The sequence below is a fragment of the Azospirillum halopraeferens DSM 3675 genome, assembly GCF_000429625.1.
In the GTDB taxonomy this organism is placed as follows: Bacteria; Pseudomonadota; Alphaproteobacteria; order Azospirillales; family Azospirillaceae; genus Azospirillum; species Azospirillum halopraeferens.
Genome location: NZ_AUCF01000014.1, coordinates 18,265 through 44,281, shown reverse-complemented (window position 1 = coordinate 44,281; position 26,017 = coordinate 18,265). Strand labels below are relative to the sequence as shown.

Sequence of the window (26,017 nt, the reverse complement as noted above, 5' to 3'; positions counted from 1 at the left end):
GCCGCGACGGCGCAGATTAGGCGCAAAAGCGTTACGATGGTAGGGGTATGAAGACAAACGAAGGGTGGGGCGGGCGGATCGGCGCCCGCCCGCCCCACCCGGCGGCCGTATCAGGTCAGAAGCACTTCAGGTTGGCGTCCGCCTGCACGCGTTCGAAGGTGGCGACCAGCTCCTTGGCCCAGGCGGCTTCCCGGAAGAAACCGGCGCGCGAGCCGGCGAGCTGCTGCATGGTCATCACCGTCTCGATGCGCTCGTACTGGTCATAGGGCATGCGGTCGGCGATGGCGTCGATGCTGCACGCGCATTTGCGCAGCATCTCCGCGGTCTGGCCGTTGGCGGCCATGCATGTGAAGACGTACTCGGCGCGCGCGGCGGTCGGGTAGTCGAAGGCGACGGCCGGCGTGGCGAGGCCGGCCAGCAGCAGGACGGACAGCAGGGGGCGGATCATCGGCGGGGCTCCGGCTGGCTGTGCGCCGCCTGCACCGGGGCGGTGCCGACGGCGGCGGCGGTACGGGTGTCGGTCAGGACCATGGACTCGTCGGTCAGCGGGCCGTCGGCGCCGGGCGTGAACGCGTGCACGGCGTAGAGGCCGCCCGGCACCGCGTCGGCCAGGATGAAGTGATATTCCTTATGCTCGAAACGCGGGAAACGCTCGATCAGTTCCACGGCGACGAAGGGTCGGACGACCACCTCGGTGGCGGGCACGCTGCGGTCCTGCCAGGTGACGGTGGCCGGCTTCACCTCGGCCGCGGCGGCGGCGAAGGCGTTGCGCAGGCGGTTGCGGAAGTACAGTTCCGAACCGCCGGTCAGCCGCTTCATCTCGCGCGCGTCGCGCTCCAGGAACAGCATGATCAGCGGGTTGCCGCGGAACTTGTGCATCGCGTCGAAGGGGACCGCGCGCTCACCCGTCAGGAAGCGGAACTCCAGGTCCTTGCGCCCGTCGGGATCGACCGCGGTCACCGTCATCTCCACGCTGTCGGTGAAACCGGCCTCCAGGGCGCCCGCCTTCTCGAAGCGGTAGCGCAGCGTGGTGTCGCCGGCGACGTCGCGCAGGTGGTTGGTGTCGAACAGCAGCGCCTGCGCCTTCGTCAGCTCGAAGGCGGCGGCACCCGACGCCGTCATGACCACAGCCAGCAGGGCCGTTGCCAGTCCGGTTCCGAGCCGTCGCATCATCGCATCGTCCTCCCGTATCCCCTTTGTCATGCGGGGTGTTCGGCGATGATAACCGTCGTCACCCCGACCGCGGATCATAGACTTTCGTCCAACTGGACATCGACAAGAAAAGCTGGGAGCATTAACAATATTGTGCTCCACGGGGACTAGACAGTATGGACATGCCGATGGCACTCGCCGCCGGGCTCGCGCCACGGAATGGCAGGATACCCGCCGTGAGGACTTACCGAATTCGCGTCAAGGACCTGGTGTTGATGTGCAGCATCGGTGTCTACGCACACGAAAAGACAAAACGGCAGCGCGTCCGCATCAATCTTGAGATGACGGTGCAGGAAAGCGTGACGCCGCTGGACGATGACATCGCCAACGTCGTGTCCTACGACACCATCATCGACAGCATCCGCTCCCTGGTTGAGTCCGGCCACATCAATCTGGTGGAGACGCTGGCCGATGCCATCGCCGACATCTGCCTGGCCGACCGCCGGGTGGAGGCGGTGCGCCTGTCGGTGGAGAAGCTGGACGTCTTCCGCGAGACCGACGGCGTCGGCGTGGAGATCGAACGCTCCCGCGGCCGGGCCTGAGAGCGGGCGATGGCGGGCGCGGCGCGGCCCTGGGTCATCAAGATCGGCGGCAGCCTGGCGGCGGGCCCGGCCAACCTCGCCCGCTGGCTGGCGGCGCTGGAGGCGGGGCGGCGGCGGGTCGTCGTCGTGCCGGGGGGCGGTCCCTTCGCCGACGCGGTGCGCGACGCCCAGACGGCCCTGCGCTTCGACGATTCCACCGCCCACCGCATGGCCCTGCTGGCCATGGAGCAGTACGGGGCGGTGCTGTGCGCGCTGGGCCACGGTTTTGTGCCCGCCGTCACCTTCGACGACATCGCGCGGGCGCGCCGCGACGGGCTGGTGCCGGTGTGGGCGCCGACGGCGCTGGCGCTGGCCGCGGCGGAGATCCCGCACGGCTGGGCGGTGACCTCCGACAGCCTGGCGGCGTGGCTGTGCGACCGGCTGGACGCTGCGGCCCTGGTGCTGGTGAAGTCGGCGCCGCGGCCTCCCGACGGCACGCCGGCCCGGCTGGCGGCGGCGCACGGGCTGGTGGACGCCGCCTTCCCGCGCTTCGCGCCGCAGGGCTGCCCCGCCGCCTGCCTCGGCCCCGGCGACCAGGACCTGCTGGCCGCGGCGCTGCAGGGGCGGTCGGGCCTGAGCGGGCGCATCGCCCCCGCCCCGGCGTGGGAGGCCGCTGCCCTATGCTGACCACCCGTCTCTTCCCCCGGCTGGCCTGGGCGGTCACCGGGTCCGGCCATTACCTGCGGGAATCCCTGGAACTGATGCGCGAGCAGCCCAACGCCGACCTGTTCGTCAGCGCCGCCGCCGACGAGGTCGTGCGCATGTACCGGCGCACCGGCGTCACCCTGCCCGAGCACACCCGCATCTTCCGCGACCGCACCGCCAGCGCCGTGCCGGTGGGGCGGTTCTACCGCGGCCACTACCACACGCTGGTGGTCGCACCCGCCACCTCCAACACCATCGCCAAGGCGGTCCTGGGCATCTCCGACACGCTGGTCACCAACGTGCTGGCGCAGGCGGGCAAATGCCGGGTGCCGACCATCGTCTTCGCCTGCGACACCGCGCCGGAAATGGACACCGAAGCGCCCGACGGCATGGTCAAGGTCTACCCGCGCCGCATCGACCTGGAGAACGTGGAGCGGCTGCGGGGCTTCGAGGCGATGACCGTCGTCGACAGCGTGGCCGGCCTGGCGGCGGCGGTGCGGGAGCGGACGGCATGTCTGAGCGAATCCTCTTCCTGACCGGCCACCTGGCGGAGCGGCGCCTGCGCCAGGTGCTGGACGCCATGCGCCCGGCCTTCGCGTGGGAGGTGCGCGACATCGGCGTGCAGGTCGCCGGACTGATGACCGCCGACCTGGTGCACCGCCGTCTGGCCGCCCGCGGCGGGGTCGGGCAGGCCGACCGGGTGCTGCTGCCCGGCCGCTGCCGCGGCGACCTGGACGCCCTGTCCGCCGCCTTCGGCGTGCCGTTCGAGCGCGGCCCGGACGAGCTGATCGACCTGCCCGAGCATTTCGGCGCCGCCCGCGTCCTGCCGCCGCCGCCCGAGGGCGCCGCACCGCCGGCGCTGATCTTCGCCGAGATCGTCGAGGCGCCGACCCTGACCGTGCCGCAGATCCTGGAGCGCGCCGCGGCGCTGGCCGCGGACGGCGCCGACGTGATCGACCTGGGCGGCCTGCCCGGCACCCCTTTCCCGCATCTGGAGGAGGCGGTGCAGGCCCTGGCCGCCGCCGGCCACCGGGTCAGCGTCGACAGCGGCGACACCGACGAGCTGCGCCGCGGCGCCGCGGCCGGTGCTGCGTTCGTGCTGAGCCTGACCGAGGAGACGCTGCACCTGGCCGACGCCATGACGGCGGTGCCGGTGCTGATCCCGTCCCGTCCCGGCGACCTGGACTCCCTGGAGCGGGCGGCGCGGCGCCTGCTCGACGCCGGGCGGCCCTTCTACGCCGACCCCATCCTCGACCCCGTGGGCAGCGGCTTCACCGCCTCGGTCGTGCGTTACCACGAATTGCGCCGCCGCCTGCCCGACGCCCCCATGCTGATGGGCGTCGGCAACGTGACGGAGCTGACCGACGCCGACACCACCGGCCTGTCGGCCATCCTCATGGCCATGGTGGCGGAGCTGGCGATCGGCGCGGTGCTGGTGGTGCAGGTCAGCCCCCATTGCCGCCACGCGGTGCGCGAGGCGGCGGCGGCGCGGCGCCTGATGCACGGGGCGGTGGCGGCGGGCATGCCGCCGGCGCGCCTCGACCCGGCCCTGCTGTGCCTGCGCGACCGCCGACCCTTCGCCAGCACGCCGGCGGAAATCGCCGAGACCGCCGCCGGCATCCGCGACCCCAACTTCCGCATCGAGGTATCGTCGGACGGCGTGCACGTCTACAACCGCGACGGCCACCACGTGGGCACCGACCCGTTCGACCTGTGGCGCCGCCTGTCGGTGGACGACCCGTCGCACGCCTTCTACCTCGGCGTCGAGATGGCGCGGGCGCAGATCGCCGCGCAGCTCGGCAAGCGCTACGCCCAGGACCGCGAACTCGCCTGGGGGGTGGCGGTGCGCGAACCGCCGGCGGAGTCCGGCCGCCACGCCAGACCCCCGTCCCAACCACAGGAGGCGGCCGAGTGATGATCCGCGAAATCGTCGTCGTCACCCTCAGCCCCGACGGCACGCCCCACGCCGCCCCCATGGGGCTGATCCTGCCGCCGGACGGCGCGCCGGTCCTGTCCCCCTTCCGCCCGTCGCGCACGCTGGACAACCTGATGGCGCGGCGCCAGGCGGTGCTGAACTACACCGACGACGTGCGCGTCTTCGCCGGCTGCGTGTGCGGCCGCCGCGACTGGCCGACGCGGCCCGCCCGCCGCGTCGCCGGCGGCGTGCTGGAGACGGCGCTGGCCCACGCCGAGGTCGAGGTGGTGCGGGTCGAGGACGACCCCGTGCGCCCGCGCTTCACCCTGTCCATCGTCCACGAGGAGACGCACGCCCCCTTCCGCGGCCTCAACCGCGCCAAGGCGGCGGTGATCGAGGGGGCGGTGCTGGTGTCGCGCCTGCACCTGCTGCCGGCCCGGCAGATCGACGCGGAGATGGAGCACCTGGCCGTCGCCGTGCGCAAGACCGCCGCGCCGGAGGAGGCGGAGGCGTGGCAATGGCTGGTCGACCACGTCGCGGCGTGGCGCGCCGGCCGGGCGGCGGGGACGGCGGCATGATCGGGCTGCTGGCCAGCGTGCGGGACGCGGCGGAGGCGCGGCTGGCCGTTGCCGGCGGCGCTGACATCGTCGACCTGAAGAACCCCGCCGCCGGGGCGCTGGGGGCGCTGCCGCCGGAGGTGCTGCGCGCCTGCGTCGCCGCGGTGGCCGGACGGCGTCCGGTCAGCGCCACCGTCGGCGACCTGCCGCTGGACCCCGCCCGCGTCGCCGCGGCGGTGGACGCCACCGCCGCTATGGGGGTGGACATCGTCAAGATCGGCCTGTTCGACGGCGACCTCGGCGGCTGCCTGGCGGCGCTGGCGCCGCGCACCGCGGCGGGGCTGCGGCTGGTCGCGGTGCTGTTCGCCGACCGCCGGCCCGATCCCGACGCCCTCGACCGGCTGGCCGCGGCGGGCTTCGTGGGCGCCATGCTGGACACCGCCGGCAAGACGGCGGGGCCGCTGACCCGGCACCGCGACGCGGGGTTCCTGCGCGCCTTCACGGCGCGGGCCCGGCGTCTGGGTCTGATGAGCGGGCTGGCGGGGTCGCTGCGGCTCGCCGACGTGGCGGCCGCGGCGGCGGCCGGGCCGGACTATCTGGGCTTCCGCGGCGCCCTGTGCGGCGACGGCGGCCGGGCCGGCGCCCTCGACCCGGCGCGGCTGGCGGCGGTGCGCGCCGCGGTTCAGGCCAGCAACCGTGCCACCGCCACCGCCGGGGCGCAGTGCGCCGCCCACTCCGCATGGTCGGCGCCGACGCCGAGCGCCCCGGCCACGTCCACATAGGGGCGGTCCAGCCGCCGCGCCAGTTCCGCGGCCAGGGCGCGGCCGACGCCGGCACCGACCACCGGCGCGTCGTCCGGGATGCCGTCCGGCAGACCGTCCGGCGGGAGGGCGGCCGACAGCACGCGGTGCGCCGCGCGCGTGATCGTCTGCATCTGCCGCTCCGCCGCCGCGGCGGCGAGCCGGCGCCAGGCCGGCCACGGCGCCTCCTCAAGATCGACGCCGATGCAGCGGCCGAGGCGCCGGGCACTGGCCTCGGGCGTCGCCGGGCCGCCGTCGGCGGGCGGGTGCTGGTCGGCCGTCTCGTCCAGGCGCCCCAGCACCCGGTGGACGTCGGCGGTGGTGGCGAAATGCTCCGCCATCACCGGCACCGTGGCGCCGCGCCAGGGCAGGGTGTCGGCCACCGCCATGACGGGGGTGCGGGTCAGGCCGGTGTAGACCAGCTCGCCCGCCTCCAGCCGCTCGCGGTCGCTGCGACCGCGAGCGGCCACCCGGCCGGCCGCCACCGGCACCAGGTCGGTGGTGGTGCTGCCGATGTCGACCACCAGCGCGTGGCCGCAGCGGCGGGCCACCACTTCGGCCGTCGCCAGCCAGTTGGCCGAGGCCACGCGCTGTGCCGCGTCCGCCGCCGCCGCGGCATCCAGGAACCCGGCCTCGCCGGCCCAGAACCGCACCTCCCCCGGCAGCCGGCCGGCGGCGGCCGCCACCAGGGCAGCGACGCCGCGGGCGCGGTCGGGGAACAGGTCCACCAGTTCCCCCGTCATGGTCACCGCGTGGCGCCGCGCCGGCGGCAGGTCGGCGAGGATGGCGGCGAAGGCGGCGTCCAGCCGGTCCAGCCCCTCCCACAGCCGGCACGGCGCCTGGCGCACCGCACCGACGCTCCCGTCCGGCGCGATCCACGCCGCCTTGAGATGCGCGCCCCCGATGTCCCAGCCGATCATGGATGTCTCCTGCATTCCGGACCCAGCCCCCCTTGCATTTCCTCGCATCTCCTCCCCCGCCTCCGGCGGGGGACGGCCATGACACTACACCCGCACCTCCACCCCCGGCCCCGGTCGCGGCGGCGGGAGGTCGGGGTCGTCGTCGGCCAGGGCGAGGGCGGCGGGGTTGCGGCCCGTCACCCGCCGCAGGCCGGCGTAGGAGGTGGTGAGGCGCGGGTTGACCTCCACCACCCGCGGGCCGTCGCCGGTCAGGATCACGTCGACGCCCGCGTGCCCCCACAGGCCGGGGATGGCGGCGGCAACGGCAGCGGCCAGCGGGGCGACCTCGGCCGCCCGGTGGTTGAGCGCGCCGACGGCGCAGCCCCCGAACGCCAGCGTGCCGTCGGCCTCCTCCGCGATGAGCTGGCGGTTGACCGACAACAGCCACGCCCGGCCACCGCGGCACAGCAGGGACAGGCTGGCCGGCTCCCCCGGCACGTAGGGTTGCAGCACGCAGCCGGCCGGCGGCACCTCGGCCCGCCAGGCGGCCAGGTCGGCGGGGCCGCGCAGGCGCCGCACCCCTTCCGCACCGCAGCCGTCGTCGGGCTTGACCACCCAGCCGTGCGGCGACGGCGGGGCCGCCCACGGGGGGTGGACGGGAATCACCGGGACGCCGGCGGCGGCCAGCCGCTGCGCCGTGGCGCGCTTGCCGGCGGCCAGCGCCACCGCCTCCGGCGCGCTGGCCAGCAGGGTGCGGCCGGCGGCGAGGACGAGGCGCGACACCCGCTCCAGGTGGCCGCCGGTCTCCGGGGCGATGGGCCACACCGCGTCGTGGGCGGCGATGGCGGCGGCGATGGCCCGGGGATCACCGCCGTCCACCGCCAGGACCGCGGCGCGGGTGGCGGGCGGCGGCAGGGCGCGGTCGCGCAGCAGGGTGGCTTGCACGCCCGGCACCCCCGTGAGATCGTCGGCCAGCGCGCAGGCCATCAGGTCGGCCTCGCGCAGCAGGGCCGCGAACGGCCCGTCGGCGATGGAGCCGCCGAGGCCGCCGCCGGTCACGAACTCGTACACCAGGATCCGCCGCACCATGGACCTCGTCCCCGTCATCGATCTGCTGGGCGGTGTGGTCGTCCACGCCCGCCGCGGCGAGCGCGGCGCCTACCGCCCCATCCGGTCCGGCCTGTGCGACGGCGCCGATCCCTGGACGATCGTCGAAGCACTGCTCGCCCTGCACCCGTTCCGCGCCCTCTACATCGCCGATCTCGACGCCATCGGGCGCACCGGCGACCACGCCGCCGTGGTGGCCGACCTCGCCCGGCGCTTTCCCGGCCTCACCCTGTGGGTGGACGGCGGGGCGGCGACGGCGGCGGCGGCGCGCCTCTGGCTCGACCACGGCGCCGGGGTGGTGGTCGTGGGGAGCGAGACGCTGGCGTCCGCCGACAACCTCGCGGCGATCCGCGCCGGCGTGCCGGCGGAGCGCGTCGCCCTGTCCCTCGACTACCGCGGCGACGCCTTCATGGGCCCGCCGGGGCTGGACGCCGCCCCCGGCCTGTGGCCCGACCGGCTGATCGCCATGACGCTGGCCCGCGTCGGCAGCGACGCCGGTCCCGATCTGGACCGTCTCGCGGCCGTGCGGGCGGCGGGCGGCGGCCGGGCCGTCTACGCTGCCGGCGGCGTGCGCTCCCCCGCCGACCTGGCGGCGCTGGCCGAACGGGGTGCGGCCGGCGTGCTGCTGGCCAGCGCCCTGCACGACGGCCGGATCGTTCCCGACCGGCTGTAACCTCCTGACGGTGCGCACCAAAAAAAGACGGCCGGCTTTCGCCGGCCGAGCGGAGGAAGCGCACCCTAGCTGCACCGGCACTGCCGGCGCCTACGGACCGGACGCGGGCGCCCGGCCGAGAACGTAGTTGAGCAAACGCATCCCGAGGCTTTCCTTGGACGGACTCTTCGTGCTTTCAACCGCCTGGGACGCGCCGCGGGACTTTCAAGCCGGAGCGGACTCCGCCGCGGCAAAGGGGTGGGAGACGGAGCCCATGGTGTCCAGCATGACCTGGGCGGTCGGCTCGCCGTCGACGGCCCGCTTGATGGCCTGCTTGGTGGCCTCGTAGTTGTACTGCTGGATCTTGGCGTCGTCCGCCGCCTCCCAGTGGATGAAGACGCCGACGCAGATGAACAGGTCGTCGGCCTCGTGCACGGGGATGACCCCCTCCTTCACGGAGTCGGCGACCGCCATCGCCACGCCGCGCTGGGCCGGGCCGAACATCTGGACGGCCTGGCGGGCGTCCTTGATGGTGACCTTGTTGAACATCACCGTCGCCGGCTTGCACATCAGGTTGGGACCGATCACCGCGAGCAGCGCCGTGAAGCCGTCCTTGTTGTTGGTCAGGCTGGTGGCGAAGGCGGTCTCGGCGGCGCTGCCGCGCGGGCCGATGATCAGGTCGATGTGGGCGACCTCGTTGCCGTCGCCGACCAGCGATTCACCAATCACCATCTTGGTGATCTTTGCCATTAGGAATCCTCCCAGTGTTCGTGATCCGGCTGTTCCTCCGGTTGCCCCCGCCGCAAGCCGGGCGCGCTCACCGGAACACCACCGACCCCGAATCGGTGATGGTGTCTTGAAGTATCAGGCTGCTCTGTTCTGCGAAAAGGCATCCCGTCGCCAGTATTTGGCAGGGCGGATCTTACCTCATGTTTCCGACGGGATGTAATTGGACGAAAGTCCAAAAAACGATTTTTCGATGCGGCGGGCCAGCAGGGTGGCCACCGTCAGATCGGCACAGGTGCCGGGGTTGAGACCGTCGCCGCGCAGCGCGGCGTCGAAGCGCCGCAGCGCCGCCGCCAGCGGCCGCGGATCGCCGCCGTGGTCCCGCCGCCGCCGCTCCAGGTCGGCGGCCTCGCCGCACACCGTGGCGGCGGTGGCCGCACCGTGCTTGCGCAGGATGTGGCTGTCCGGCCCGTCGGCCAGGAACCCCAGATGGACGGCCGTGGCCGCCCACGGCGCCGGGACGCCGGCGTCCAGCGCCGCGGCGAGGCGGGGCAGGCCGGCCTCGAACACCTCGGCGTAGGCGGTGGCGTACTGGGCGGCGACGCGGTCGCGGCCGGCGGCGGCGCGCATGGCCTCCAGCAGGGTGACCCGGGCCGGTTCGTGCACGTCGTGCGCCGCCGGCCGCCCCAGCCCGGCCGGCGCCGCCAGGGCGATGGCCCGGAAGGCGGCGTCGGCATCGGCGCGGGTCAGCCCGGCAAGGACGCGGGCCAGCACCGCCCGCAGCGGCGCCGCGCCGGCGTCCGCGCCCTCCGCGGGCGGCGGAGGGTTCAGCACCGCCTCCGCCAGCGGGGCGGCCAGCAGCACGATGCCCAGGTTGGTGTTGTGCCCCACGGCGTCCCGCGTGGCGCGGACGGCGCGCAGGATGCGCGCGCCGACGCCGGGCGGGCCGTTGCACAGGGCCACGGCGGCGACCGCGGCGCTGTGCGTGAAATCGGCCAGAAGGGCATCGACGCCGGCGGCGTGGACGTGGACGTTGCCGGGCTTGAGGGCCTGCAGCTCGTCCAGGCAGGCGTCCCGCACCGCCACCTCAATCCACGACGGCATCGCCCGGCCCTCCGCCCCCGGCCATGCGGCCCAGCACGTGCTCGACGACGCAGGCGGCGACGTCCACCGCCGCGACGCTCTGGAGTCCCTGCCAGGCGGGCATGGAGTTGACCTCCAGCACGTACGGGCGGCCCTCCCGGTCGCGGATCAGGTCGACGCCGGCGTAATCGGCGCCCACCGCGGCGGCGGCGGCCTCGGCCAGGGATTCCAGCTCCCGGTCGCCGTGCACCGCCTCGCAGCGGCCGCCCCGGTGCACGTTGGTCACCCAGTCGCGGCCGATGCGGGCCATGGCGGCGACGGCGCGGCCGCCGACCACGAAGACCCGCCAGTCGCGGAAATCCGGCCCGCTGCCGGCGACGAAGCGTTGCAGGTAGTAGACACCGTCGGTCGCCGTCAGCGCGTCGCCGCGGTCGAGCCGCCGCACGTCCCGCCCCTGCGAGCCGAACAGCGGCTTCTGCACCAGCGCCTCGCCGGCGTCCAGCGCGTGGCGCAGGATGGCGGCGGCGCGCTCTGGGTCGGCGGTGGCCCGGGTGGCGGGGGTTGGTATCCCCGCGCGGTGCAGCAGGAAGCTGGTCATCGCCTTGTCGACGCAGCGCTCGATGGCGCGCGGCCCGTTGATCACGGGGACGCCCAGGTGGACCAGCGCGTGCAGCACGTCCAGGCGCAGGGTCACCGGCTCGAACCCGCCGCCGGCCACCGTGCGCACCAGCGCCGCGTCGGGAATGCCGCCGCGCAGGCCGGGGATGCGCAATCCGGGGGAGCCCGGCTCCACCGCGATCTCCACCGCCTGCAACGACACCACCAGCGGCTCCGCGCCGGCGGCGCGGAACGCGCGGACCAGGCGGCCGACGTGCCAGGAATCCCCGGACTCGGCGAACAGGACGATGCGTCTAGCCATCGCTCAACCCGAAGGACCGCGCCAGCAGGTCGGGGCGCACCGCCCCGGCGCGGAAGGTCCGGCCGGTGGCCAGCGCCGTCACCGCCACCGCCGCCGGGCTGAAGAGGTGCCCGTCGATGGCGTAGAAATCGAAGTTGACGGCGGCGAACAGCTCGGCGAAGGGGCGGCCGAAGTCGCGCGACGCCGCGCTCGGCATGCCGCGGGCCAGCGCTTCCGCCTCCTCCTCCGGCCCGTCGACGAACAGGTGGACGGTGCCGCCGTAGAGGATGGCGTCGTTGGTGCGCCCCATGGCGTCCAGGAAATCGGCCCCCGGCGGCGGCAGCGGCGCCCAGGCCGCGCCGTCGATGATGCGCTCCGGCGGGAAGTGCAGGGTGTGCGCCTTGTGCAGGGCCACCTCCAGCACGCGGGCCACGATCTGCACGGTGCCGGCCAGGCTGCGGGTCGGCGTCAGGATCATGGTCAGCGCGTCGGGCGCCACGCCGCACATGCCGGCCACCTCGACGCACAGCTCCGGCGGCGGCGGCCGGTCGGTCTCCAGCACGAAGACGGCGCGGTCCGCCCGGTCGCGGTAGCCCAGCTCGGCGAACAGGTCCTCGCGCGCCGCCTGCGCCCGGCCGGGGCCGGAGCCCAGCGCCCCCCACGCCCCGTCCCCCTCGCCGTGGGTCAGCGACAGGCCGGCGTACTGGCTAGCCAGGCAGGCCAGCACCGGGTCGGCGGCGGTGACGGCGACGCGGAACGGCACCGGCCCGTCGGCCGGCACCAGGGCGACGCTGCCCAGGCCGCCCATGCAGATCTCGGCGATGCGGCGCCCCGCCTCCAGCCCGCCGGGGACGGCGATGCCGCCGTCCACCAGCGTGGCGCCGGAAGGGCCGCGGGACACGCCCAGGCGCAGGGCGTCGGCGTCGGCGACCAGCGCCTCCACCAGCGGCACGGCGCGGCGGGCCACGCCGGGGCGGCCATCGGCGGGTCGGGCATCAGGAGCGGGCGGGGCAGGGGACATGGCGGTCTTCCATAAAGGGCGGCGGACGGAGGGCGGCGGCCTCCAGCGCGGACAACAGGCGGGCGGCGCGGGAACGGGCCGCCGCCGCGGCCCCCGCAACGTCGGCGGCCGTGGCGGTAACGGTGCACAGGGGCGCCCCGGCGGGCACCGCGGTGCCCGGCGCCGGCCGGTCGGCGCTCCACGCCGGCCACGCCGGGAACGGCGGCACCGTCAGGGCGCTGCGGGCGTAGACCACGGCCACCGCACGCCCGCCGCGCGGCGGCGGGGGCGGCGCAAGCTCCGGCCCGCCGTCGAAGGCGGCGAGGTGCCGGGCGAACAGCAGCGGGTCGTCCGCCAGCACGTCCAGCGACGCGCCGGGCCGCGGGTTGACCTCCAGCAGCAGGGCGTCGTCGCCGGCCACCAGGAAATCGACGCTGCACAACCCCTTCAGGGCGAAGGCATCGGTCACCGCCACGGCGGCGGCGGCCAGCCGGCCGGCCAGCCCCGGCGACGGCACCACCGGCCCGGCCAGCCCGCCGAAGCGCCAGGGCAGGCCTGGGGCGGGGTCGCACCAGCCGGCGGTGAAGGCCAGCAGCCGCACCCCGCGGCCGTCGCCCAGCACCTGCACCGACAGGGGCCGGCCGGCGGCGCGGCGCTGGAAACAGTGGCCGCGGCCCGCCCGGCGCACCGCCGCCGCGGGGCGGACGCCGAAGCCGCCGCTGCCGCCGGCCCGCTTGGCCAGCCAGCCCGCCGGGTCGGCCGGGGGGTCGCGGCGCACCGCCGGGTGCGGAATGCCCAGTCGGTCCAGGGTGGCGAAGAAGACGCCGGGATCGCGCACCGCCCGCACCGCGTCCGGCGGGTTGCCGGCCAGGCGGCGGCCGCGCGCCAGGGCGGCGAGGCGGCCGGGATGCCCCTCGAACCCGCTGCCGTAGACCACCGCGACGTCGCGGGGCAGGCGGTCGGCCAGCGCCGCCAGCGGGCGCGGCGCCAGCCCGCCGCGCCCGTCCGGCGGCACCGCGTGGCAGGCCGCCGCCAGCGCCCGGGTGTCGTCGTCGGCGAAGCCGTCGACCACCACCGGGCGGTAGCCGGCGCGCACCGCCGCCGCCGCCAGCGCCCGCCCGGCCAGCGCGCACACGACGACGGGCGGGCCGTCAGGCGACCAGGGTGCGGGCATGCGCGAAGGCGTCCCCGAAGGACAGGTATTGGCGGCTGTCGGCCTCCAGCATGCGTTGCAGCAGGTGGTGCTGCACCATGAACTTGACGTTGCCGACGGCCAGCGCGCCGACGCCGGCGGTGCGGCCGCCGGCGACCGGGGTTCCGTCGTCGAAGGGCGACACCCCCTCGGCCCCCGCCGGCGGCACCGCGTTGACGTCGGCCACCACCGCCAGCTCCGGTGCCGCGGCCAGAACGGCGGCGCTCAACACCTGCACGCCGGCCCTGGCGGCGCACAGGGCGACGTCGGAGGCCCGCAGCACGGCGACCTTCGCGTCGTCGTCGCCGCCCCCGGTGACGGCGGTCTCGACACCGAAGCGCCGGCGCAACTCCGCCGCCTTCTCCTCCAGCCCGCTGCCGGCGCGGTGGGCGACCAGCGTCACCGCCGCACCGGCCTGCGCGGCGATCACCGCGGCGACACCGCCGACCACACCGGTGGCACCGAACACCGCCACCCGCTGCCCCGCCAATCCGCCCCTGCCGCCCGCCTTCAGGTGCTTCTCCACCACCGCGACCATGGCGGCGGCGGTGGTGAAGGCGCCCGAAGGGTCGGCGAACACCGACACCTCGAACGGCGGCTGCATGGCGGCGCGGGCGCGTTCCAGCATGTCCACCGCCAGGCCGGCGTCGCGGCCGCCGATGAAGATGCCGGTGCGCCGGCCGTTCTCGGGGGCGCGGGAGAAGATGACGTCCTGGGTGAAGGCGGTCACCTCGTCCAGGGTCAGGCCGGTGTAGGGGGTGACTGCATCGAAGCCGGCGTCGTAGGCCATGTTGACGTCGAACGGGCTCATGTGGGGCAGCGGCGTCAGCGCGTGCAGGATGGATGGCGTGTTCATGGGTCTCTCGGACAGGTTGGGGCGGTCAGCCGGCGACCCCGGGGGGCGTGATGTCGGCGCCGCGGTTGCGGCCGCGGCACACGCGGAACTCCAGCCCCGGCGTGTCGGCGAAGGCGGCGCGGGCGTCGGCCGCCAGCGCCGCAGCGCGGCCGGCGTCGCCGACGATGGCGAAGCCGGTGGGCCCCCACGAGGACTGGCCGACCCCGGCGATCCCCTGCGCCTCGAACCGGGCGAGCGCTCGGGCGACGTCGGGGCTGGTGAAGCAGCCGCCGCCCTGGCGGGGGGCGAAATGGGCACCCATGGCGCGCTGCAGCCGGCCCACCGCGTCGCCGAAGCGTTCCGCGTCACCCTCGGCCAGGGCCGGCAGGGCCTGCATCAGCATCAGCCGGCACAGGTCCGGCGCGTCGCGGAAGGGCGGCGGGTCGACGAAGGCCGCGGTCTCGGCGGCGCCGTGCACGCCCTGCCGGGCGTGGTCGAAGATCAGCACGATGCGCCAGTCCTCCGGGAAGGCCATGCGGCAGATCACCGGGGCGATGCCGCCGCCGGGCGCGCAGCCGCCGTCCACCGCCACGCCGCCGTCGGCGAAGGCGGCGATGCCGATGCCCGACCGCTTGCCGCGGCCGAGCAGGGCGGCGATGCGCCGGGCCGGCCAGTCCACCCCCGCCAGGACCGCCGCCGCCGTCCCCGCCGCCAGCGCGATCTGGGTGCCGGAGCCCAGCCCCGTGTGCGGCGGCACCGCCCGGCGCACCGTGATCTCCGCCGTGTCCGGCAGGCCGAGGCGGCGGGCGATGGCGGTGTAGGCGGCCAGCGCGCGGTCGCCGTCCGGCCCCTCGACGCGGGTGCGCGGGCTGCGGGCCACGGTCACCTCGGTCCCCAGCTCGTCCAGGGTGATGCCGAGGCTGCCGAAGCGGCGCCCCAGCGCCCCGTCCAGGTCGAAGAAACCCAGGTGCAGGCGCGCCGGCGCGAAGACGCTGACCGCCGCCATGGGCGCCGGTTCCTGCGCCGGGTGCGACGCGCGGATCATGTGCATCGTCAGGGTCCCCGATTGCCGAGCCTTCAACTTGTCAAATGCTCGCCCGCCGAACCCCGTTCCGTCAACTGCGCATGCCAAGTTGAACCATTCAACTTAAGTCCAATGGCATCCAACCGCTTTACGTTCGACAATAGGCACGTTGTAACGGGAAAGATGCGATCAGACGAAGACGCAGCATTGAGTGCCGGGGGATCACCCCGGCCCTTGTCGTCTTGGGCGGTCGGGAGGTCGGGGATGCGGGAAGAAAGGATACACGCACCGTCGCTGAACGGAGACGGCGGTTGTTCCGCCGTCGCGCACGCCCGCTGATGGACGCCGCCGCTTCCACCGCCGCCGCGACCGCCACCTGCCCGTTCTGCGGTCTGGGGTGCGACGACCTGCCGATCGTCACCGGACCGCAGGGGCCCCGCCCCGGCGACGCCGGCTGCCCCGCCGCCGCCGCCGGGCTGGAGCGCTGGTCGCAGCCCGTCGCCTGCACCATCGCCGGGGCGCCGGCCGCGCCGGCCGACGCGGCGGTGGCCGCCGCCCGGCTGCTCGCCGCCGCCCGCCGCCCCCTCTACGCCGGCCTGTGCGCGGAGGTGGAGGCGGTGGCCGCCGTGCTGGCCCTGGCCGACCGCACCGGCGGGGTGATCGATCACGCCCTGTCCGACGGGCACCTTCGCAACCTCGCCGTGCTTCAGGACACCGGGGCGGTGAACGCAACGCTGGGCGAGGTGCGGGCCCGCAGCGATCTGGTGGTTCTGGTCGGTCCCGACACGGTGCGCCGCTTCCCCCGCCTTGCCGAGCGGCTGCACGCTCCGCCCGGCCGCGCCCTGGTGTGCCTGGGCTGGACGCCGGAACCGGGCGACCTCGCCGGCTGGACCGGCGCCCCACCGGAGGTGGTGGAGGCCGACCTGACGGCCCTGCCCGATCTGGCGGCGGCGCTGCGCGCCCTCGTCGCCGGCCGGCCGGTGGCGGGCGGGAGCATCGCCGGGGCGTCGCGGCCGGCGCTGGAGGCGCTGGCGGCGCGGCTGGCGGCGGCGCGCTACGGCATCATCGCCTGGGCGGCGGGCGCCCTGCCGGGGCCGGTGCCCGAACTGGCGGTGCAGGGGCTGGTGGAGCTGATCCGCGACCTCAACCGCACCACCCGCTGCCTCGGCCTGCCACTGGGCGGGGCCGCCAACCTGACCGGCGCCCACCAGGTGGTCACCTGGCAGTCCGGCTGCGGCCTGCGCAGCGCGATCACCGCCGACGGCCCGCTGCTCGATCCCGATCACAACGCGTGGTCCCGCGTGCTGGCCGCCGGGGAAACCGATCTGGTGGTGTGGACCGCCACCCTCGGCGGTCCGCCGGTGCCGCACCCGCGGGGCGTGCCGGTCATCGCCGTGGCGGCGCCGGGGACGGCGTTCGACGGCACGCCGGCGGTGGTCCTTCCGGCCGGCCGGCCGGGGCTGGACCATGACGCCACGGTCTTCCGCACCGACGGCACGCTGGCGCTGCGCCTGCGGGCGGTGGCGGCGGGGGAGGGGGGGCATCCGCCGGCCGCCCGCGTCCTGGGCGACCTGCTGGCGGCGCTGGAGGAGGTGCGGCATGCGCATTAAGCTGGCGGGCGGGCGGGTCTACGACCCGGCCAACGGCTTCGCCGGGGCCACCCGCGATCTCTTCGTCGAGGACGGCCGCATCGTCGCCGACCCCGGCCACGGCTGGCGCCCGGACGAGGTGATCGACGTCGCCGGCAAGGTGGTGATGGCCGGCGCCATCGACATCCACAGCCACATCGGCGGCGGCAAGGTCAACATCGCCCGCAGCCTGATGACCGAGGACCACCGCGATCACCGCTTCGCGGGGGTCGACGGCTTGCGCTCGGGCAGCGGCGTTGCCACGCCCTCCACCTTCACCACCGGCTACCGCTACGCCGAGATGGGCTACACCGCGGCCTTCGAGCCGGCCATGGTCGCCTCCAACGCCCGCCACGCCCACATGGAGCTGTCGGACACGCCCCTGATCGACAAGGGCGCCTACGTCATGCTGGGCAACGACGACCTGCTGCTGCGCCTGCTCGCCGAGGACCGCGGGCAGCAGGCGGTGAACGACTACGTCGCCTGGATCATGGGGGCGACGCGGGCCATGGCGGTCAAGGTGGTCAACCCCGGCGGCATCTTCGCCTTCAAGGAGAACCTGCGCCAGCTCGGCCTGGACGAGGAGGGGCCCTACCGCGGCCTGACGCCGCGCACCATCCTGCGCAGCCTGGCCCGGGCGGTGCGCGAGCTGGGGGTGCCCCATCCCCTGCACGTCCACTGCAACGACCTGGGCATTCCCGGCAACATCGAAACGACGCTGGCCACCGTGGCGGCGGCCGACGGCATGCCGCTGCACCTGACCCACGTGCAGTTCCACAGCTACGGGCGCGAGGGCGACCGCCGCTTCTCCTCCGCCGCGGCGCGGCTGGCGGAACTGGTGAACCGCACCCCCACCCTGTCGGTGGACGTGGGCCAGATCCTGTTCGGGCAGACGGTGACGGCGTCGGGCGACACCATGTCCCAGCACCGCAACTCCGGCCTGGCGGACCCCGCCAAATGGGTGTGCATGGACATCGAGTGCGACGGCGGCTGCGGCCTGGTGCCGTTCCGCTACCGCGACCGCAACTTCGTCAACGCCCTGCAATGGGCCATCGGGCTGGAGCTGTTCCTGCTGATCGAGGACCCCTGGCGGGTGTTCCTGACCACCGACCACCCCAACGGCGCGCCCTTCACCAGCTATCCGCACCTGATCCGCCTGCTGATGGACCGCTCGTTCCGTGAGGAGAAGCTGGCGACCATCCACCCTGCGGCGGCGGCGGCCACGGTGCTGGGGTCGATCCGCCGGGAATACTCCCTGTGCGAGATCGCCATCATGACCCGCGCCGCCCCGGCCCGCAGCCTGGGGCTGGAGGACCGCGGCCATCTCGGCCCCGGCGCGGTCGCCGACATCGTCGTCTACACCGAGCACGCCGACCGCGAGCGCATGTTCGGCACCCCCGACCTGGTGTTCAAGGGCGGCCGCCTGATCGCCCGTGACGGGCAGGTCGTCGCCATGGCGTGGGGCGACACCCATGTGGTGCGCCCCGGCTGGGACCCCGCCATCGAGCGGGTGATCGGCGAGCACATGGCCGGGCGCACGGGGCTGCGCGCCCACAGCCTGCGCATCGGCAACGACGAGTTCGCGGACGGCCGCGGCGCCCTGGTGGTGCATCCCTGCCGGAAGGAGGGCGGATCGTGAGGATCGCCGGGGTCGAGATCGAGGACGACTTCGCCGAGGCGTTCGGCATGGTGGCGACGCGCATCGTCGTCACCGCCGACACGCCGGCCTGGGTGGAGCACGCGGCGCGCAGCATGACCGGCTTCGCCACCTCCGTCATCGGGTGCGGCTGCGAGGCGGGCATCGAGCGGCGCCTGGCGCCTGAGGAGACGCCGGACGGCCGGCCGGGGGCGGCGATCCTGCTGTTCGCCATCAGCCCCGCCGACCTTGCCCGGGCGCTGGCCCTGCGCGTCGGGCAGAGCATCCTGACCTGCCCGACCACCGCCTGCTTCAGCGGGCTGGAGGCGGCGGAGCAGGTGCCGCTGGGCCGGGCGCTGCGCTATTTCGGCGACGGTTTCCAGACCGCCAAGCGCATCGGCGACCGGCGTTACTGGCGCGTGCCGGTGATGGACGGGGAGTTCGTGGCGGAGGACCGCACCGGCATGGTCCCGGCGGTGGGCGGCGGCAACATCCTGATCGTCGGCGCCGCGCGCGCCGCGGCGCTGGCCGCCGCCGAGCGGGCGGTGGCCGCCATGTGCGCGGTGCCCGACGTGGTGATGCCGTTCCCCGGCGGGGTCGTGCGTTCCGGCTCCAAGGTGGGCAGCCGCTACAAGGCGCTGATGGCCTCCACCAACGACGCCTGGTGCCCGACGCTGCGCGGGCAGACGGCCAGCCGCCTGCCGCCCGACGCCGCGGCGGTGATGGAGATCGTCATCGACGGGCTCAGCGCCGACGCGGTGGGTGCGGCCATGCGCGCCGGCATCCTCGCGGCCTGCGAGGGCGGCCCGGCGGCCGGGGTGCTGCGCATCGGCGCCGGCAACTACGGCGGCAAGCTCGGCCAGTTCCATTTCCGCCTGCGGGAGCTGCTGGCATGAGCACCCTCACCCTCACTCTGCGGGAACGGCCGCTCCACCGCATCGACGCCTCCGCCCTGCTGCCGGCCCGCCTCGCCGGGCTCGGCCCCGCCGGCCTCGCGGCGCTGACGCTGACCGTCGGCATGGAGCGGCTGCCCCTGGGGGAGCTGTTCGCCATCGACGGGACGCCGGGCGACACGCTGGTGCTGCGCGGTCCCTGCGACCGCCTGGACCGCATCGGCGCCGGCCTGGACGGCGGCTGCATCGTGGTGGAGGGGGACGCCGGCGGCGAGGCCGGCTGCGGCATGAGCGGCGGGGTCGTCCGCGTGCAGGGCGCCGCCGGCGCGCGGGCCGGGGCGGAGATGAGCGGCGGCACGCTGGAGGTGGCGGGCGACGCCGGCCCCTTCGCCGGCGCGGGCCGGCCGGGATCGACCCACGGCATGACCGGCGGCACGCTGATCGTGCGCGGCAACGCCGGGGAACGGGCGGGCGACCGCATGAAGCGCGGCCTGATCGTGGTGGAGGGGGACGCCGGCCCCGGCGCCGCGTCGCGCCTGATCGCCGGCACGCTGGTGGTGGCCGGGACGGTCGGCCCGCACGCCGGCCCCGGCATGCGCCGCGGCACCCTGCTGCTCGGCCGCGCCCCGGCGGCCCTGCCGCCGACCTTCCTGCCGGCCGGCCGCCACGACCTGGTCGTCCTGCGCCTGCTGCGCCGCCATCTGGCGGGCATCAGCGCGGTGGCCGCCGACCTCCTGGCCGACGGCCGTCCGGTGGACCGCTTCGTCGGCTGCACCGGCGCCGCCGGCCGCGGCGAGGTGCTGGTGGCCGCCGGGTGAGAACCGGCCCCCCTGAAACGACTTGAGCCATGTCGGCCACCGGCTCGCCGTCCCGCCCGTCGATGGTTGCCCGGATGCCGCCGTCGGTCAGGGTGAGCGACCGCAGACGGCCGGCATGGACCGACAGATGACCGTCCCGCCGGGCCGCCTCGATGCGCCCGGCCACCTTCGGAGCCATGCGGTGCCGGTGAACGTCCCGGAACGGCCGGGCGTGGCGGAGGAAGCGCCGGCGCTCCGCCTCCGACAGGCTGGCCCGGATCCGGTGGTGGTGCGGTCGCAGGGCATCGAACGCCGACCGCCGGTCCTGACCCTGCTCCGCCGCCCGGTGCACGTCGGCCTTGAAGGCGATCAGCACGTCCAGCACGGTGTGCGGCATCACCTCCGGGCGGACGAACGATTCACAGGGGCGCGTTTCCTCGTGCCGGTGCGGCAGCAACCCGCGGCGCAACACGGCGATGATCGGCCCGCGGTTCCCCCGGTCGAGCAGCGTCAGCACCGTGTCCACCATGGTCAGGCCGGTGCCGAGCACGAGAACCGTGTCGCCGGGGTCGATGGCGGACACCGCCGCCGGGTTCCACGGATCGCCGATCCACCGCGACCGTCGCGAGAGGTGGCCATGGTCGAACATCCTTTGCGCAACAGGGCGGGATCGTCGGTCCCCCGGGCAACGGCGCTCGGCGCCTCCGCAGAACCGCAAATCACGGCCAATGTGGTCGTGATTGCACCGCCCGGGAACTCCCCGGACGGGAGGGGCCGGTGAGAGGTGGACGCTGAAAGTCTATATTGCCTGTTAGTTATATAGCCTTTCCCGGGTTACCATACCGCCGCGTCCGCCCGTTCCCCGATTCGACCGCCCCCTCCCCGACATGCTCTCACAAAAAGCCAAATACGCTCTGCGCGCCCTGACCATGCTCGCGGAGCACCGGAGCGACGACCTCGTCGCCATTGCCGACATTGCCGAACGGGAAGCCATACCGAGGAAGTTCCTCGAAGCCATTCTCGTGGAACTGCGCAAGCATGGCTTGCTGTTCGCCAAGCGCGGCAAGGCCGGGGGCTATCGTCTGGCCCGGCCCGCATCGGAGATCTCGTTCGGCGAGATCATCCGGTTGATGGATGGCATGCTGGCCCCCATCCCCTGTGCCAGCCGGCAGTCCTTCCAACCTTGCGCCGACTGCGCCGATCCGAACGTGTGCTTCATCCGCCGGACCATGGTGGACGTCCGCAACGCCATCGCCAACGTGCTGGAGAAGAGAACCCTGGCCGACGCCGTCAAGCATCGCGCATCCACCGGTGAACTGCCGCTGCATTACGACATCTGAACCATCCGGAGATGGCCTCCGAGAGGGGGGCACCGTGGCACGCACCCATAAATCACGTTTTCAGAATGCTCAATTAAAAATTTAGCGCATTTCTCAAGTCAAATATGATTTGACATATTCCTATCTCATCAGCAGACTTTTCTCGCTCCGGGGCCGGCATGACGGGGGCGGGCTGGCCCGCCCTGCCGGTGCGGAGATCGGTGCCAGCAAGGGAGACCGCATCATGCCCCGGATCGGAGACGACCGCGCCGACGATCGAGCACCGGGTCCCCCGCCACCGCCGGACCCCGAGGTCGACCGTTTCATCGCGACGGCGGTCCGGCGGGGCTTCCCCGCCGCGGATCCGCTCGCGCAGCCGCTGGCCGAGGCCCGCTGCGCGGCGGAACGCCACTACCGGTTCATGGCCGGCCCGATGCCGGTGCCGGCCACGGTCGACGAACGGGTCATCGACGGTCCGGCCGGGCCTTTGGCGTTGCGTTTCTACCGTCCGGATCATACGGGTCCGGAGCCCGCCCCGGTCCTGGTGTGGTTCCACGGCGGCGGCTTCGTTCTCAACAGCCTCGCCACGCACGACCGCCTGCTGCGCCTGCTGGCCCGCCGGGCCGGGGTGGTGGTGTGCGGCGTCGCCTATTCCAGGGCGCCGGAACACCGCTTCCCCACCCAGCTCGACGAAGCCGCGGCGGCGCTGCGCTGGCTGGCCGCCCATGGTGCCGCGGCCGGCATCGACCCGTCGCGTCTGGCGGTGGGCGGCGATTCCGCCGGAGCGAACATCGCCCTGAACGCCGCCCTGGCGGCCCGCGACGGGGGACCGCCGGTGGCGCTGGGCGTGCTGCTCTACGGCATGTTCGCCGCCGATTTCGACACCGGGTCCCACCGCCGCTTCGGCGACGGGCGGTACGGGCTGTCGACGGCGCGCATGCGCTGGTACTGGGACCGCTATCTCGGCAACCGGCCGGTGAATGAACGGGCGGCACCGTTGCTGGCGGATCACCGCGGGCTGGCGCCGATGCTTCTGGCGGGGGCCGGAATCGATTGCCTGCTCGACGACACGCTGCGGCTGGCGGACAGCCTGGCGGCGGCCGACGTGCCGCACCGCCTTCTGGTCTGCCCGCGCCTTCCCCATTCCTTCGCCCAGATGACGCGGGTCGTCCGATCCGCCGACCGGGCGGTGTCCGACATCGCCGCGGCCATCGGCCGGGCGCTCGGCTCCGTGGCGGGGGCCCGGCCGTGACCGCCGCCCCCGCGGCCGCCGGGGCGGGCGGCGACCTCGCGGCGCTGGCCGGCACCATCGCCGCCAACGTCCGGGTCCTGCGCCTTCAGCAGGGGCTGTCGGCGGAGCGGCTGGCCCGCTTCGCCGGCGTCCCGCCCGCCGTCATCGCCGCCATCGAGCGGGGCGACGGCATCGCCTCCATCGAAACGCTGTGGACGGTGGCCAAGGCGCTGGAGGTGCCGTTCTCGACCCTGCTCAGCGCCGGGACGTCGGTCGGCACCACGGTGATCCGCCGCGCCGCCGCGCGGGTGCTGGCGTCCGCCGACGGCGGCTTCACCTCGCGCGCGCTGTTCCCCCTCGAAGGGGACCGGCGGGTGGAGTTCTACGAACTCCGCCTCGCCCCCGGCGCGGTCGAACGCGCCGACGCCCACGCCCCCGGCACGACCGAGAACATCGCCGTGACCGAAGGCACGGTGGAGATCGTCACCGCCGACGGCCCGCACCGGCTGGAGGCGGGCGACTGCATCCTGTTCGATGCCAACACTCCCCACAGCTACCGCAACGACGGAACCGGGGAGGCCGTCCTCTACCTCGTCATGACCTACGCGGAGCCGGTGATCGCCTGACGGCGGCGGCACCGGCTGCCGGCGGGCGCCGGCGCGGAGGTGTCGGGGCACCGCGGGCGCTGACCGCTCCTGCGCTATCCCTGCACCGGATCCGACCGACGTGCGTGCGCCCGGACCATGATCCGCACCGCACCTATGAGGCGATCGCGCACCGCGCGTGCGCGGGATGGTACGTGATCGACCAGCGGACCCGCAGGGTGGCGGTCGTCAACGACCGCCCCCTCACCGGCCTGAACGAAGCCGCCGCGCGATCCCTCACCGATACGCTCAACGATGCCGCGGGCATGCCCGCCCGGCGCTGGCACTGACCGCGGGGCGACGCCGGGACCGATGCGGCCGTCTCATCCCCGCCGCGGTTCCGGCCGCCCGGCGCACAGGCGCGCCACCCGGCGCAGCAGGTCGGGGGCGGCGACCGGTTTGAACATCACCTCGACGCCGCGGGCTTCCAGATCGGTGAAATGCTGCGACGCCATCTCACCGGTCAGGATCATCGCCGGCACGGGGGCGCCGCACAGCGCGCGCACCGCTTCGATCACCTCGGCGCCGGTCATGGAGTCGCCCAGACGGTAGTCGACGACGATGGCGCCGGGGGTGACGTCCAGCCCCCGCACCTTGTCCAGCGCCTCCGCCGCCGAGGCGGCGCCGACCACGCCGTAACCCTCGGACTCCAGGAAGGCGGTGGTGCCCAGCAGCACCACCGCGTCGTCCTCCACCACCACCACCGGCGGGCGCTCCGCCGGACCGGCCGGTGCGGCGGCCGCCGCACCGGGGCCGGGAGCCTGTGCCGCGGCGTCGGCCAGCGGCACCTCCACCGCGAACACCGAGCCGCGGCCGACGGCGGACGTGACCGACACGGGCAGCCCCAGCAGATCCGCCAGCCGCCGCACGATGGCCAGCCCCAGCCCCAGCCCATTCTCGCGGTCGCGGCCGGGGTTGCCGAGCTGCTGGAACTCCTGGAAGATCTCGTCCAGGCTTTCCTCGGGGATGCCGACGCCGGTGTCCTCCACGGCGATGCGCACGCGCCCGTCCCGCAGCGCGGCGGTCAGGCGCACGGAGCCCCGCTCGGTGTAGCGGACGGCGTTGTGGACAAGGTTGCGCAGGATGCGCTCCAGCAGCACCCGGTCGGTGCGCACCGTCACGGCCGGGGCCGCGGCGGCGTCCGCATGCCACTCCAGGCCCTTGGCGCGGGCCAGCGGCCCGCAGGCGGCGGACAGGGAGGCGACGGCCCCGGCCAGGGGAAAATCGCTCACCTGCGGCTCGATGGTGCCGGCGTCCAGCTTGGAGATGTCCAGCAACCCGTCCAGCAGACCCTTCAGCGCCTCCAGCCCGCGCTCCACATTGTCCAGCAGGGCGCGTCCGGGCGCGCCGTCGACGATCCCCTGAAGGGCGGCGGTGAAGAACATCATGGACTGCACGGGCTGGCGCAGGTCGTGGGTGGCAGCGGCCAGGAAGCGGGACTTGGCGGCGTTGGCGCGGTCGGCCGCATCGCGGGTCCGGCGCAGCTCCTCCTCCAGCCGGTGGCGGGCGGTCACGTCCTCCACCACCACCGACCAGGCGACGCGGCGGCCCCGCTCGTCCTGCACGGCGGTCAGCACGCATGACGCCCGGAAGGTGCGGCCGTCGGCGGTGGCCAGGCAGCGGTCCGCCACGTCGCGCCCCTCGGCGGCGGCGCGGTCGAGCGCCCGGCCGGGCACGCCGGCGGCGCGGTCTTCGGGCGTGAACAGCCGGTCGAAGGGCCGGTGCAGGATGTCCGCCTCGGCGTAGCCGAAGATGCGGCGGCTGCCGTCGTTCCACGAGACGATCCGCCCGTCCGGGTCGAGGGTGAGGATGGCGTAGTCGCGGATGTCGTCGATGGCCCGGTGCAGGCGGCGCAGATTCTCTTCGGCCCGGCGCCGTTCCGCCAGGGCCGCCGCCTCGGCCAGCGCGCGGCGGACCGCCGGCCCCAGGCGCGGCAGACGCTCCTTCAGCACATAGTCGGTGGCCCCCTGTTTCAGGGCGTCGATGGCGGCGTCCTCGCCCATGCGCCCGGACAGGAAGACGAAGGGCGTGTCGGGAGTCCGTTCCCGCGCGATGGCCAGGGCCGCCAGCCCGTCGAAGGCGGGCAGGGCGAAGTCGGCGAGGACGAGGTCCCACCGCCGCCGCTCCAGGGCCGCCGCGAAGGCGTCGCGCGTCTCCACCCGCTCCACGTCGCAGATCAGGCCGGCCTTTTCCAGGTGGGCGCAGGCCAGCTCGCCGTCCAGCGGGCTGTCCTCCAGGTGGAGGATCGCGACGATCGCCGCCATGGCCGTCATCCGCCCGCCGGCGTCCAGTCCCGGCGCCGGGCGCAGCCGACCGGCGGCTCGTTCAGGATGGCCCAGAAGGCGCCGAGGTCGCGGATCGCCTGGAAAAACTCCTGAAAATCCACGGGCTTCACCACGAAGGCGTTGACCCCCAGCCGGTAGCTGCGCACCAGGTCGCTCTCCTCGCGCGAGGCGGTGAGCATGACGATGGGCACCTGGCGGGTCTCGGGGTCGCTCTTGACCCGCTCCAGCACCTCCAGCCCGTCGATCTTGGGCAGCTTGAGATCCAGCAGCACCACGGCCGGCAGGCCGATGGGCTTGCCGGTGTGCGGGTCACGGCGCGACAGGAAGGCCAGCGCCTCCGCGCCGTCGCGCGCCACCACCACGTCGTTGGCAAGCTGGCACTTCTCCAGCGCCGCCAGGGTCAGTTCCAGATCCCGCGGGTTGTCCTCGACCAGCAGGATGGGCTTCAGTTCGCTCAT

At 74.6% G+C, this 26,017-nt stretch carries 29 protein-coding genes; 15 read left to right on the top strand and 14 right to left on the bottom strand.

The window, feature by feature from the left end; all coding sequences use genetic code 11:
* Nucleotides 1–115: 115 nt before the first annotated feature.
* Nucleotides 116–448: a hypothetical protein gene (locus G472_RS0114665; RefSeq protein WP_029009002.1), complete on the bottom strand. Its 333-nt coding sequence runs from the start codon at nucleotides 446–448 to the stop codon at nucleotides 116–118.
* Entirely contained in the window at nucleotides 445–1,173 is a 729-nt protein-coding gene (locus G472_RS37210) for a hypothetical protein (protein WP_051340834.1), read from the bottom strand. Before G472_RS37210 ends, G472_RS0114665 begins: the two co-directional genes overlap by 4 nt.
* 215 nt (nucleotides 1,174–1,388) lie before the next feature.
* Here G472_RS37210 and folB point away from each other — a divergent pair, with 215 nt between their 5' ends.
* Genes folB through G472_RS33280 form a run of 6 tightly spaced genes read left to right on the top strand, consistent with a single transcriptional unit; the run spans nucleotide 1,389 to nucleotide 5,692 of the window.
* Nucleotides 1,389–1,754, top strand: coding sequence for a dihydroneopterin aldolase (folB, locus tag G472_RS33295; protein ID WP_245593498.1), 366 nt, complete (start codon nucleotides 1,389–1,391; stop codon nucleotides 1,752–1,754).
* A gap of 9 nt (nucleotides 1,755–1,763) precedes the next feature.
* Complete coding sequence (locus G472_RS33290; RefSeq protein ID WP_051340833.1) at nucleotides 1,764–2,420, top strand: amino acid kinase family protein; 657 nt, start codon at nucleotides 1,764–1,766, stop codon at nucleotides 2,418–2,420.
* Nucleotides 2,414–2,974, top strand: coding sequence for a flavoprotein (locus tag G472_RS0114645; protein ID WP_029009001.1), 561 nt, complete (start codon nucleotides 2,414–2,416; stop codon nucleotides 2,972–2,974). The genes G472_RS33290 and G472_RS0114645 overlap by 7 nt, the downstream gene beginning before the upstream one ends.
* On the top strand, nucleotides 2,950–4,353 hold the full coding sequence (locus tag G472_RS33285; RefSeq protein WP_035692485.1) for a DUF6513 domain-containing protein: 1,404 nt from the start codon (nucleotides 2,950–2,952) through the stop codon (nucleotides 4,351–4,353). The genes G472_RS0114645 and G472_RS33285 overlap by 25 nt, the downstream gene beginning before the upstream one ends.
* Nucleotides 4,353–4,931 carry a DUF447 domain-containing protein gene (locus tag G472_RS0114635; protein ID WP_029009000.1) on the top strand — a complete coding sequence of 193 codons (579 nt, stop codon included), beginning with the start codon at nucleotides 4,353–4,355 and terminating at the stop codon, nucleotides 4,929–4,931. The genes G472_RS33285 and G472_RS0114635 overlap by 1 nt, the downstream gene beginning before the upstream one ends.
* Nucleotides 4,928–5,692, top strand: coding sequence for a (5-formylfuran-3-yl)methyl phosphate synthase (locus G472_RS33280; RefSeq protein ID WP_084536666.1), 765 nt, complete (start codon nucleotides 4,928–4,930; stop codon nucleotides 5,690–5,692). Before G472_RS0114635 ends, G472_RS33280 begins: the two co-directional genes overlap by 4 nt.
* Here G472_RS33280 and G472_RS0114625 read toward each other — a convergent pair.
* Nucleotides 5,593–6,630, bottom strand: a complete 1,038-nt coding sequence (locus tag G472_RS0114625; protein WP_245593497.1) for a hydantoinase/oxoprolinase family protein — start codon at nucleotides 6,628–6,630, stop codon at nucleotides 5,593–5,595. The genes G472_RS33280 and G472_RS0114625 overlap by 100 nt on opposite strands.
* An 84-nt stretch (nucleotides 6,631–6,714) precedes the next feature.
* A complete protein-coding gene (locus G472_RS33275) occupies nucleotides 6,715–7,698 on the bottom strand; it encodes an ATP-grasp domain-containing protein (RefSeq protein WP_051340832.1) in 984 nt (327 codons plus the stop codon).
* Here G472_RS33275 and G472_RS0114615 point away from each other — a divergent pair.
* Nucleotides 7,697–8,389, top strand: coding sequence for a HisA/HisF-related TIM barrel protein (locus G472_RS0114615; RefSeq protein ID WP_029008998.1), 693 nt, complete (start codon nucleotides 7,697–7,699; stop codon nucleotides 8,387–8,389). The two genes, G472_RS33275 and G472_RS0114615, sit on opposite strands and share 2 nt — an antisense overlap.
* Nucleotides 8,390–8,593: 204 nt before the next feature.
* On the opposite strand, the gene fae is transcribed toward G472_RS0114615, so the two are convergent.
* The 7 genes from fae to G472_RS0114580 form a co-directional block, all read right to left on the bottom strand.
* Nucleotides 8,594–9,118, bottom strand: a complete 525-nt coding sequence (gene fae / locus G472_RS0114610) for a formaldehyde-activating enzyme (protein WP_029008997.1) — start codon at nucleotides 9,116–9,118, stop codon at nucleotides 8,594–8,596.
* Between the two features lie 177 nt (nucleotides 9,119–9,295).
* Nucleotides 9,296–10,198 (bottom strand): triphosphoribosyl-dephospho-CoA synthase, encoded by a 903-nt coding sequence (locus G472_RS33270; protein WP_051340831.1) that lies wholly within the window; start codon nucleotides 10,196–10,198, stop codon nucleotides 9,296–9,298.
* Entirely contained in the window at nucleotides 10,182–11,096 is a 915-nt protein-coding gene (locus G472_RS33265) for an ATP-grasp domain-containing protein (RefSeq protein WP_035692484.1), read from the bottom strand. The genes G472_RS33270 and G472_RS33265 overlap by 17 nt, the downstream gene beginning before the upstream one ends.
* Entirely contained in the window at nucleotides 11,089–12,096 is a 1,008-nt protein-coding gene (gene mch / locus G472_RS0114595; RefSeq protein ID WP_029008996.1) for a methenyltetrahydromethanopterin cyclohydrolase, read from the bottom strand. The genes G472_RS33265 and mch overlap by 8 nt, the downstream gene beginning before the upstream one ends.
* Entirely contained in the window at nucleotides 12,071–13,249 is a 1,179-nt protein-coding gene (locus tag G472_RS33260; RefSeq protein ID WP_051340830.1) for an ATP-grasp domain-containing protein, read from the bottom strand. Before G472_RS33260 ends, mch begins: the two co-directional genes overlap by 26 nt.
* Entirely contained in the window at nucleotides 13,227–14,123 is an 897-nt protein-coding gene (locus G472_RS0114585) for an NAD(P)-dependent methylenetetrahydromethanopterin dehydrogenase (RefSeq protein WP_029008995.1), read from the bottom strand. Before G472_RS0114585 ends, G472_RS33260 begins: the two co-directional genes overlap by 23 nt.
* 25 nt (nucleotides 14,124–14,148) lie before the next feature.
* On the bottom strand, nucleotides 14,149–15,153 hold the full coding sequence (locus tag G472_RS0114580) for a beta-ribofuranosylaminobenzene 5'-phosphate synthase family protein (RefSeq protein ID WP_035692481.1): 1,005 nt from the start codon (nucleotides 15,151–15,153) through the stop codon (nucleotides 14,149–14,151).
* A gap of 284 nt (nucleotides 15,154–15,437) precedes the next feature.
* Here G472_RS0114580 and G472_RS33255 point away from each other — a divergent pair, with 284 nt between their 5' ends.
* The 4 genes from G472_RS33255 to G472_RS0114560 are packed head-to-tail and all read left to right on the top strand — an operon-like array spanning nucleotide 15,438 to nucleotide 20,101.
* The gene (locus G472_RS33255) at nucleotides 15,438–16,736 is read left to right on the top strand and encodes a molybdopterin-binding domain-containing protein (protein ID WP_156927124.1); all 1,299 of its coding nucleotides are present in this window, start codon (nucleotides 15,438–15,440) and stop codon (nucleotides 16,734–16,736) included.
* Nucleotides 16,726–18,393, top strand: coding sequence for a formylmethanofuran dehydrogenase subunit A (locus G472_RS0114570; RefSeq protein WP_029008993.1), 1,668 nt, complete (start codon nucleotides 16,726–16,728; stop codon nucleotides 18,391–18,393). The genes G472_RS33255 and G472_RS0114570 overlap by 11 nt, the downstream gene beginning before the upstream one ends.
* Nucleotides 18,390–19,286 carry a formylmethanofuran--tetrahydromethanopterin N-formyltransferase gene (fhcD, locus tag G472_RS0114565; protein WP_029008992.1) on the top strand — a complete coding sequence of 299 codons (897 nt, stop codon included), beginning with the start codon at nucleotides 18,390–18,392 and terminating at the stop codon, nucleotides 19,284–19,286. The genes G472_RS0114570 and fhcD overlap by 4 nt, the downstream gene beginning before the upstream one ends.
* The gene (locus G472_RS0114560) at nucleotides 19,283–20,101 is read left to right on the top strand and encodes a formylmethanofuran dehydrogenase subunit C (protein ID WP_029008991.1); all 819 of its coding nucleotides are present in this window, start codon (nucleotides 19,283–19,285) and stop codon (nucleotides 20,099–20,101) included. The genes fhcD and G472_RS0114560 overlap by 4 nt, the downstream gene beginning before the upstream one ends.
* Here the strand turns inward: G472_RS0114560 and G472_RS0114555 are convergent.
* Nucleotides 19,995–20,663 carry an FAD/NAD(P)-binding protein gene (locus G472_RS0114555; protein ID WP_156927123.1) on the bottom strand — a complete coding sequence of 223 codons (669 nt, stop codon included), beginning with the start codon at nucleotides 20,661–20,663 and terminating at the stop codon, nucleotides 19,995–19,997. The genes G472_RS0114560 and G472_RS0114555 overlap by 107 nt on opposite strands.
* A 304-nt stretch (nucleotides 20,664–20,967) precedes the next feature.
* Here G472_RS0114555 and G472_RS0114550 point away from each other — a divergent pair, with 304 nt between their 5' ends.
* The 4 genes from G472_RS0114550 (at nucleotide 20,968) to G472_RS40595 (ending at nucleotide 23,564) form a co-directional block, all read left to right on the top strand.
* The gene (locus G472_RS0114550; RefSeq protein ID WP_029008989.1) at nucleotides 20,968–21,420 is read left to right on the top strand and encodes an RrF2 family transcriptional regulator; all 453 of its coding nucleotides are present in this window, start codon (nucleotides 20,968–20,970) and stop codon (nucleotides 21,418–21,420) included.
* A gap of 223 nt (nucleotides 21,421–21,643) precedes the next feature.
* Entirely contained in the window at nucleotides 21,644–22,651 is a 1,008-nt protein-coding gene (locus G472_RS0114545) for an alpha/beta hydrolase fold domain-containing protein (RefSeq protein WP_051340828.1), read from the top strand.
* The gene (locus G472_RS33250; protein ID WP_035692479.1) at nucleotides 22,648–23,256 is read left to right on the top strand and encodes a helix-turn-helix domain-containing protein; all 609 of its coding nucleotides are present in this window, start codon (nucleotides 22,648–22,650) and stop codon (nucleotides 23,254–23,256) included. The genes G472_RS0114545 and G472_RS33250 overlap by 4 nt, the downstream gene beginning before the upstream one ends.
* Before the next feature lie 173 nt (nucleotides 23,257–23,429).
* A complete protein-coding gene (locus G472_RS40595; RefSeq protein WP_281173342.1) occupies nucleotides 23,430–23,564 on the top strand; it encodes a hypothetical protein in 135 nt (44 codons plus the stop codon).
* A gap of 33 nt (nucleotides 23,565–23,597) precedes the next feature.
* Here G472_RS40595 and G472_RS37205 read toward each other — a convergent pair whose 3' ends face one another.
* Both G472_RS37205 and G472_RS0114525 read right to left on the bottom strand, forming a co-directional pair.
* The gene (locus G472_RS37205; protein WP_051340827.1) at nucleotides 23,598–25,538 is read right to left on the bottom strand and encodes a response regulator; all 1,941 of its coding nucleotides are present in this window, start codon (nucleotides 25,536–25,538) and stop codon (nucleotides 23,598–23,600) included.
* Nucleotides 25,539–25,543: 5 nt separating this feature from the next.
* Entirely contained in the window at nucleotides 25,544–26,017 is a 474-nt protein-coding gene (locus G472_RS0114525; RefSeq protein ID WP_029008986.1) for a response regulator, read from the bottom strand.

Coding starts and splice junctions, on each gene's coding strand:
- G472_RS0114665 (WP_029009002.1), bottom strand. CDS start 448: ATGATCCGCCCCCTGCTGTCCGTCCTGCTGCTGGCCGGCCTCGCCACG.
- G472_RS37210 (WP_051340834.1), bottom strand. CDS start 1,173: ATGATGCGACGGCTCGGAACCGGACTGGCAACGGCCCTGCTGGCTGTG.
- G472_RS33290 (WP_051340833.1), top strand. CDS start 1,764: ATGGCGGGCGCGGCGCGGCCCTGGGTCATCAAGATCGGCGGCAGCCTG.
- G472_RS0114645 (WP_029009001.1), top strand. CDS start 2,414: ATGCTGACCACCCGTCTCTTCCCCCGGCTGGCCTGGGCGGTCACCGGG.
- G472_RS33285 (WP_035692485.1), top strand. CDS start 2,950: ATGTCTGAGCGAATCCTCTTCCTGACCGGCCACCTGGCGGAGCGGCGC.
- G472_RS0114635 (WP_029009000.1), top strand. CDS start 4,353: ATGATCCGCGAAATCGTCGTCGTCACCCTCAGCCCCGACGGCACGCCC.
- G472_RS33280 (WP_084536666.1), top strand. CDS start 4,928: ATGATCGGGCTGCTGGCCAGCGTGCGGGACGCGGCGGAGGCGCGGCTG.
- G472_RS0114625 (WP_245593497.1), bottom strand. CDS start 6,630: ATGATCGGCTGGGACATCGGGGGCGCGCATCTCAAGGCGGCGTGGATC.
- G472_RS0114615 (WP_029008998.1), top strand. CDS start 7,697: ATGGACCTCGTCCCCGTCATCGATCTGCTGGGCGGTGTGGTCGTCCAC.
- G472_RS33275 (WP_051340832.1), bottom strand. CDS start 7,698: ATGGTGCGGCGGATCCTGGTGTACGAGTTCGTGACCGGCGGCGGCCTC.
- fae (WP_029008997.1), bottom strand. CDS start 9,118: ATGGCAAAGATCACCAAGATGGTGATTGGTGAATCGCTGGTCGGCGAC.
- G472_RS33270 (WP_051340831.1), bottom strand. CDS start 10,198: ATGCCGTCGTGGATTGAGGTGGCGGTGCGGGACGCCTGCCTGGACGAG.
- G472_RS33265 (WP_035692484.1), bottom strand. CDS start 11,096: ATGGCTAGACGCATCGTCCTGTTCGCCGAGTCCGGGGATTCCTGGCAC.
- mch (WP_029008996.1), bottom strand. CDS start 12,096: ATGTCCCCTGCCCCGCCCGCTCCTGATGCCCGACCCGCCGATGGCCGC.
- G472_RS33260 (WP_051340830.1), bottom strand. CDS start 13,249: ATGCCCGCACCCTGGTCGCCTGACGGCCCGCCCGTCGTCGTGTGCGCG.
- G472_RS0114585 (WP_029008995.1), bottom strand. CDS start 14,123: ATGAACACGCCATCCATCCTGCACGCGCTGACGCCGCTGCCCCACATG.
- G472_RS0114580 (WP_035692481.1), bottom strand. CDS start 15,153: ATGCACATGATCCGCGCGTCGCACCCGGCGCAGGAACCGGCGCCCATG.
- G472_RS0114570 (WP_029008993.1), top strand. CDS start 16,726: ATGCGCATTAAGCTGGCGGGCGGGCGGGTCTACGACCCGGCCAACGGC.
- G472_RS0114560 (WP_029008991.1), top strand. CDS start 19,283: ATGAGCACCCTCACCCTCACTCTGCGGGAACGGCCGCTCCACCGCATC.
- G472_RS0114550 (WP_029008989.1), top strand. CDS start 20,968: ATGCTCTCACAAAAAGCCAAATACGCTCTGCGCGCCCTGACCATGCTC.
- G472_RS0114545 (WP_051340828.1), top strand. CDS start 21,644: ATGCCCCGGATCGGAGACGACCGCGCCGACGATCGAGCACCGGGTCCC.
- G472_RS37205 (WP_051340827.1), bottom strand. CDS start 25,538: ATGGCGGCGATCGTCGCGATCCTCCACCTGGAGGACAGCCCGCTGGAC.
- G472_RS0114525 (WP_029008986.1), bottom strand. CDS start 26,017: ATGAGCGAACTGAAGCCCATCCTGCTGGTCGAGGACAACCCGCGGGAT.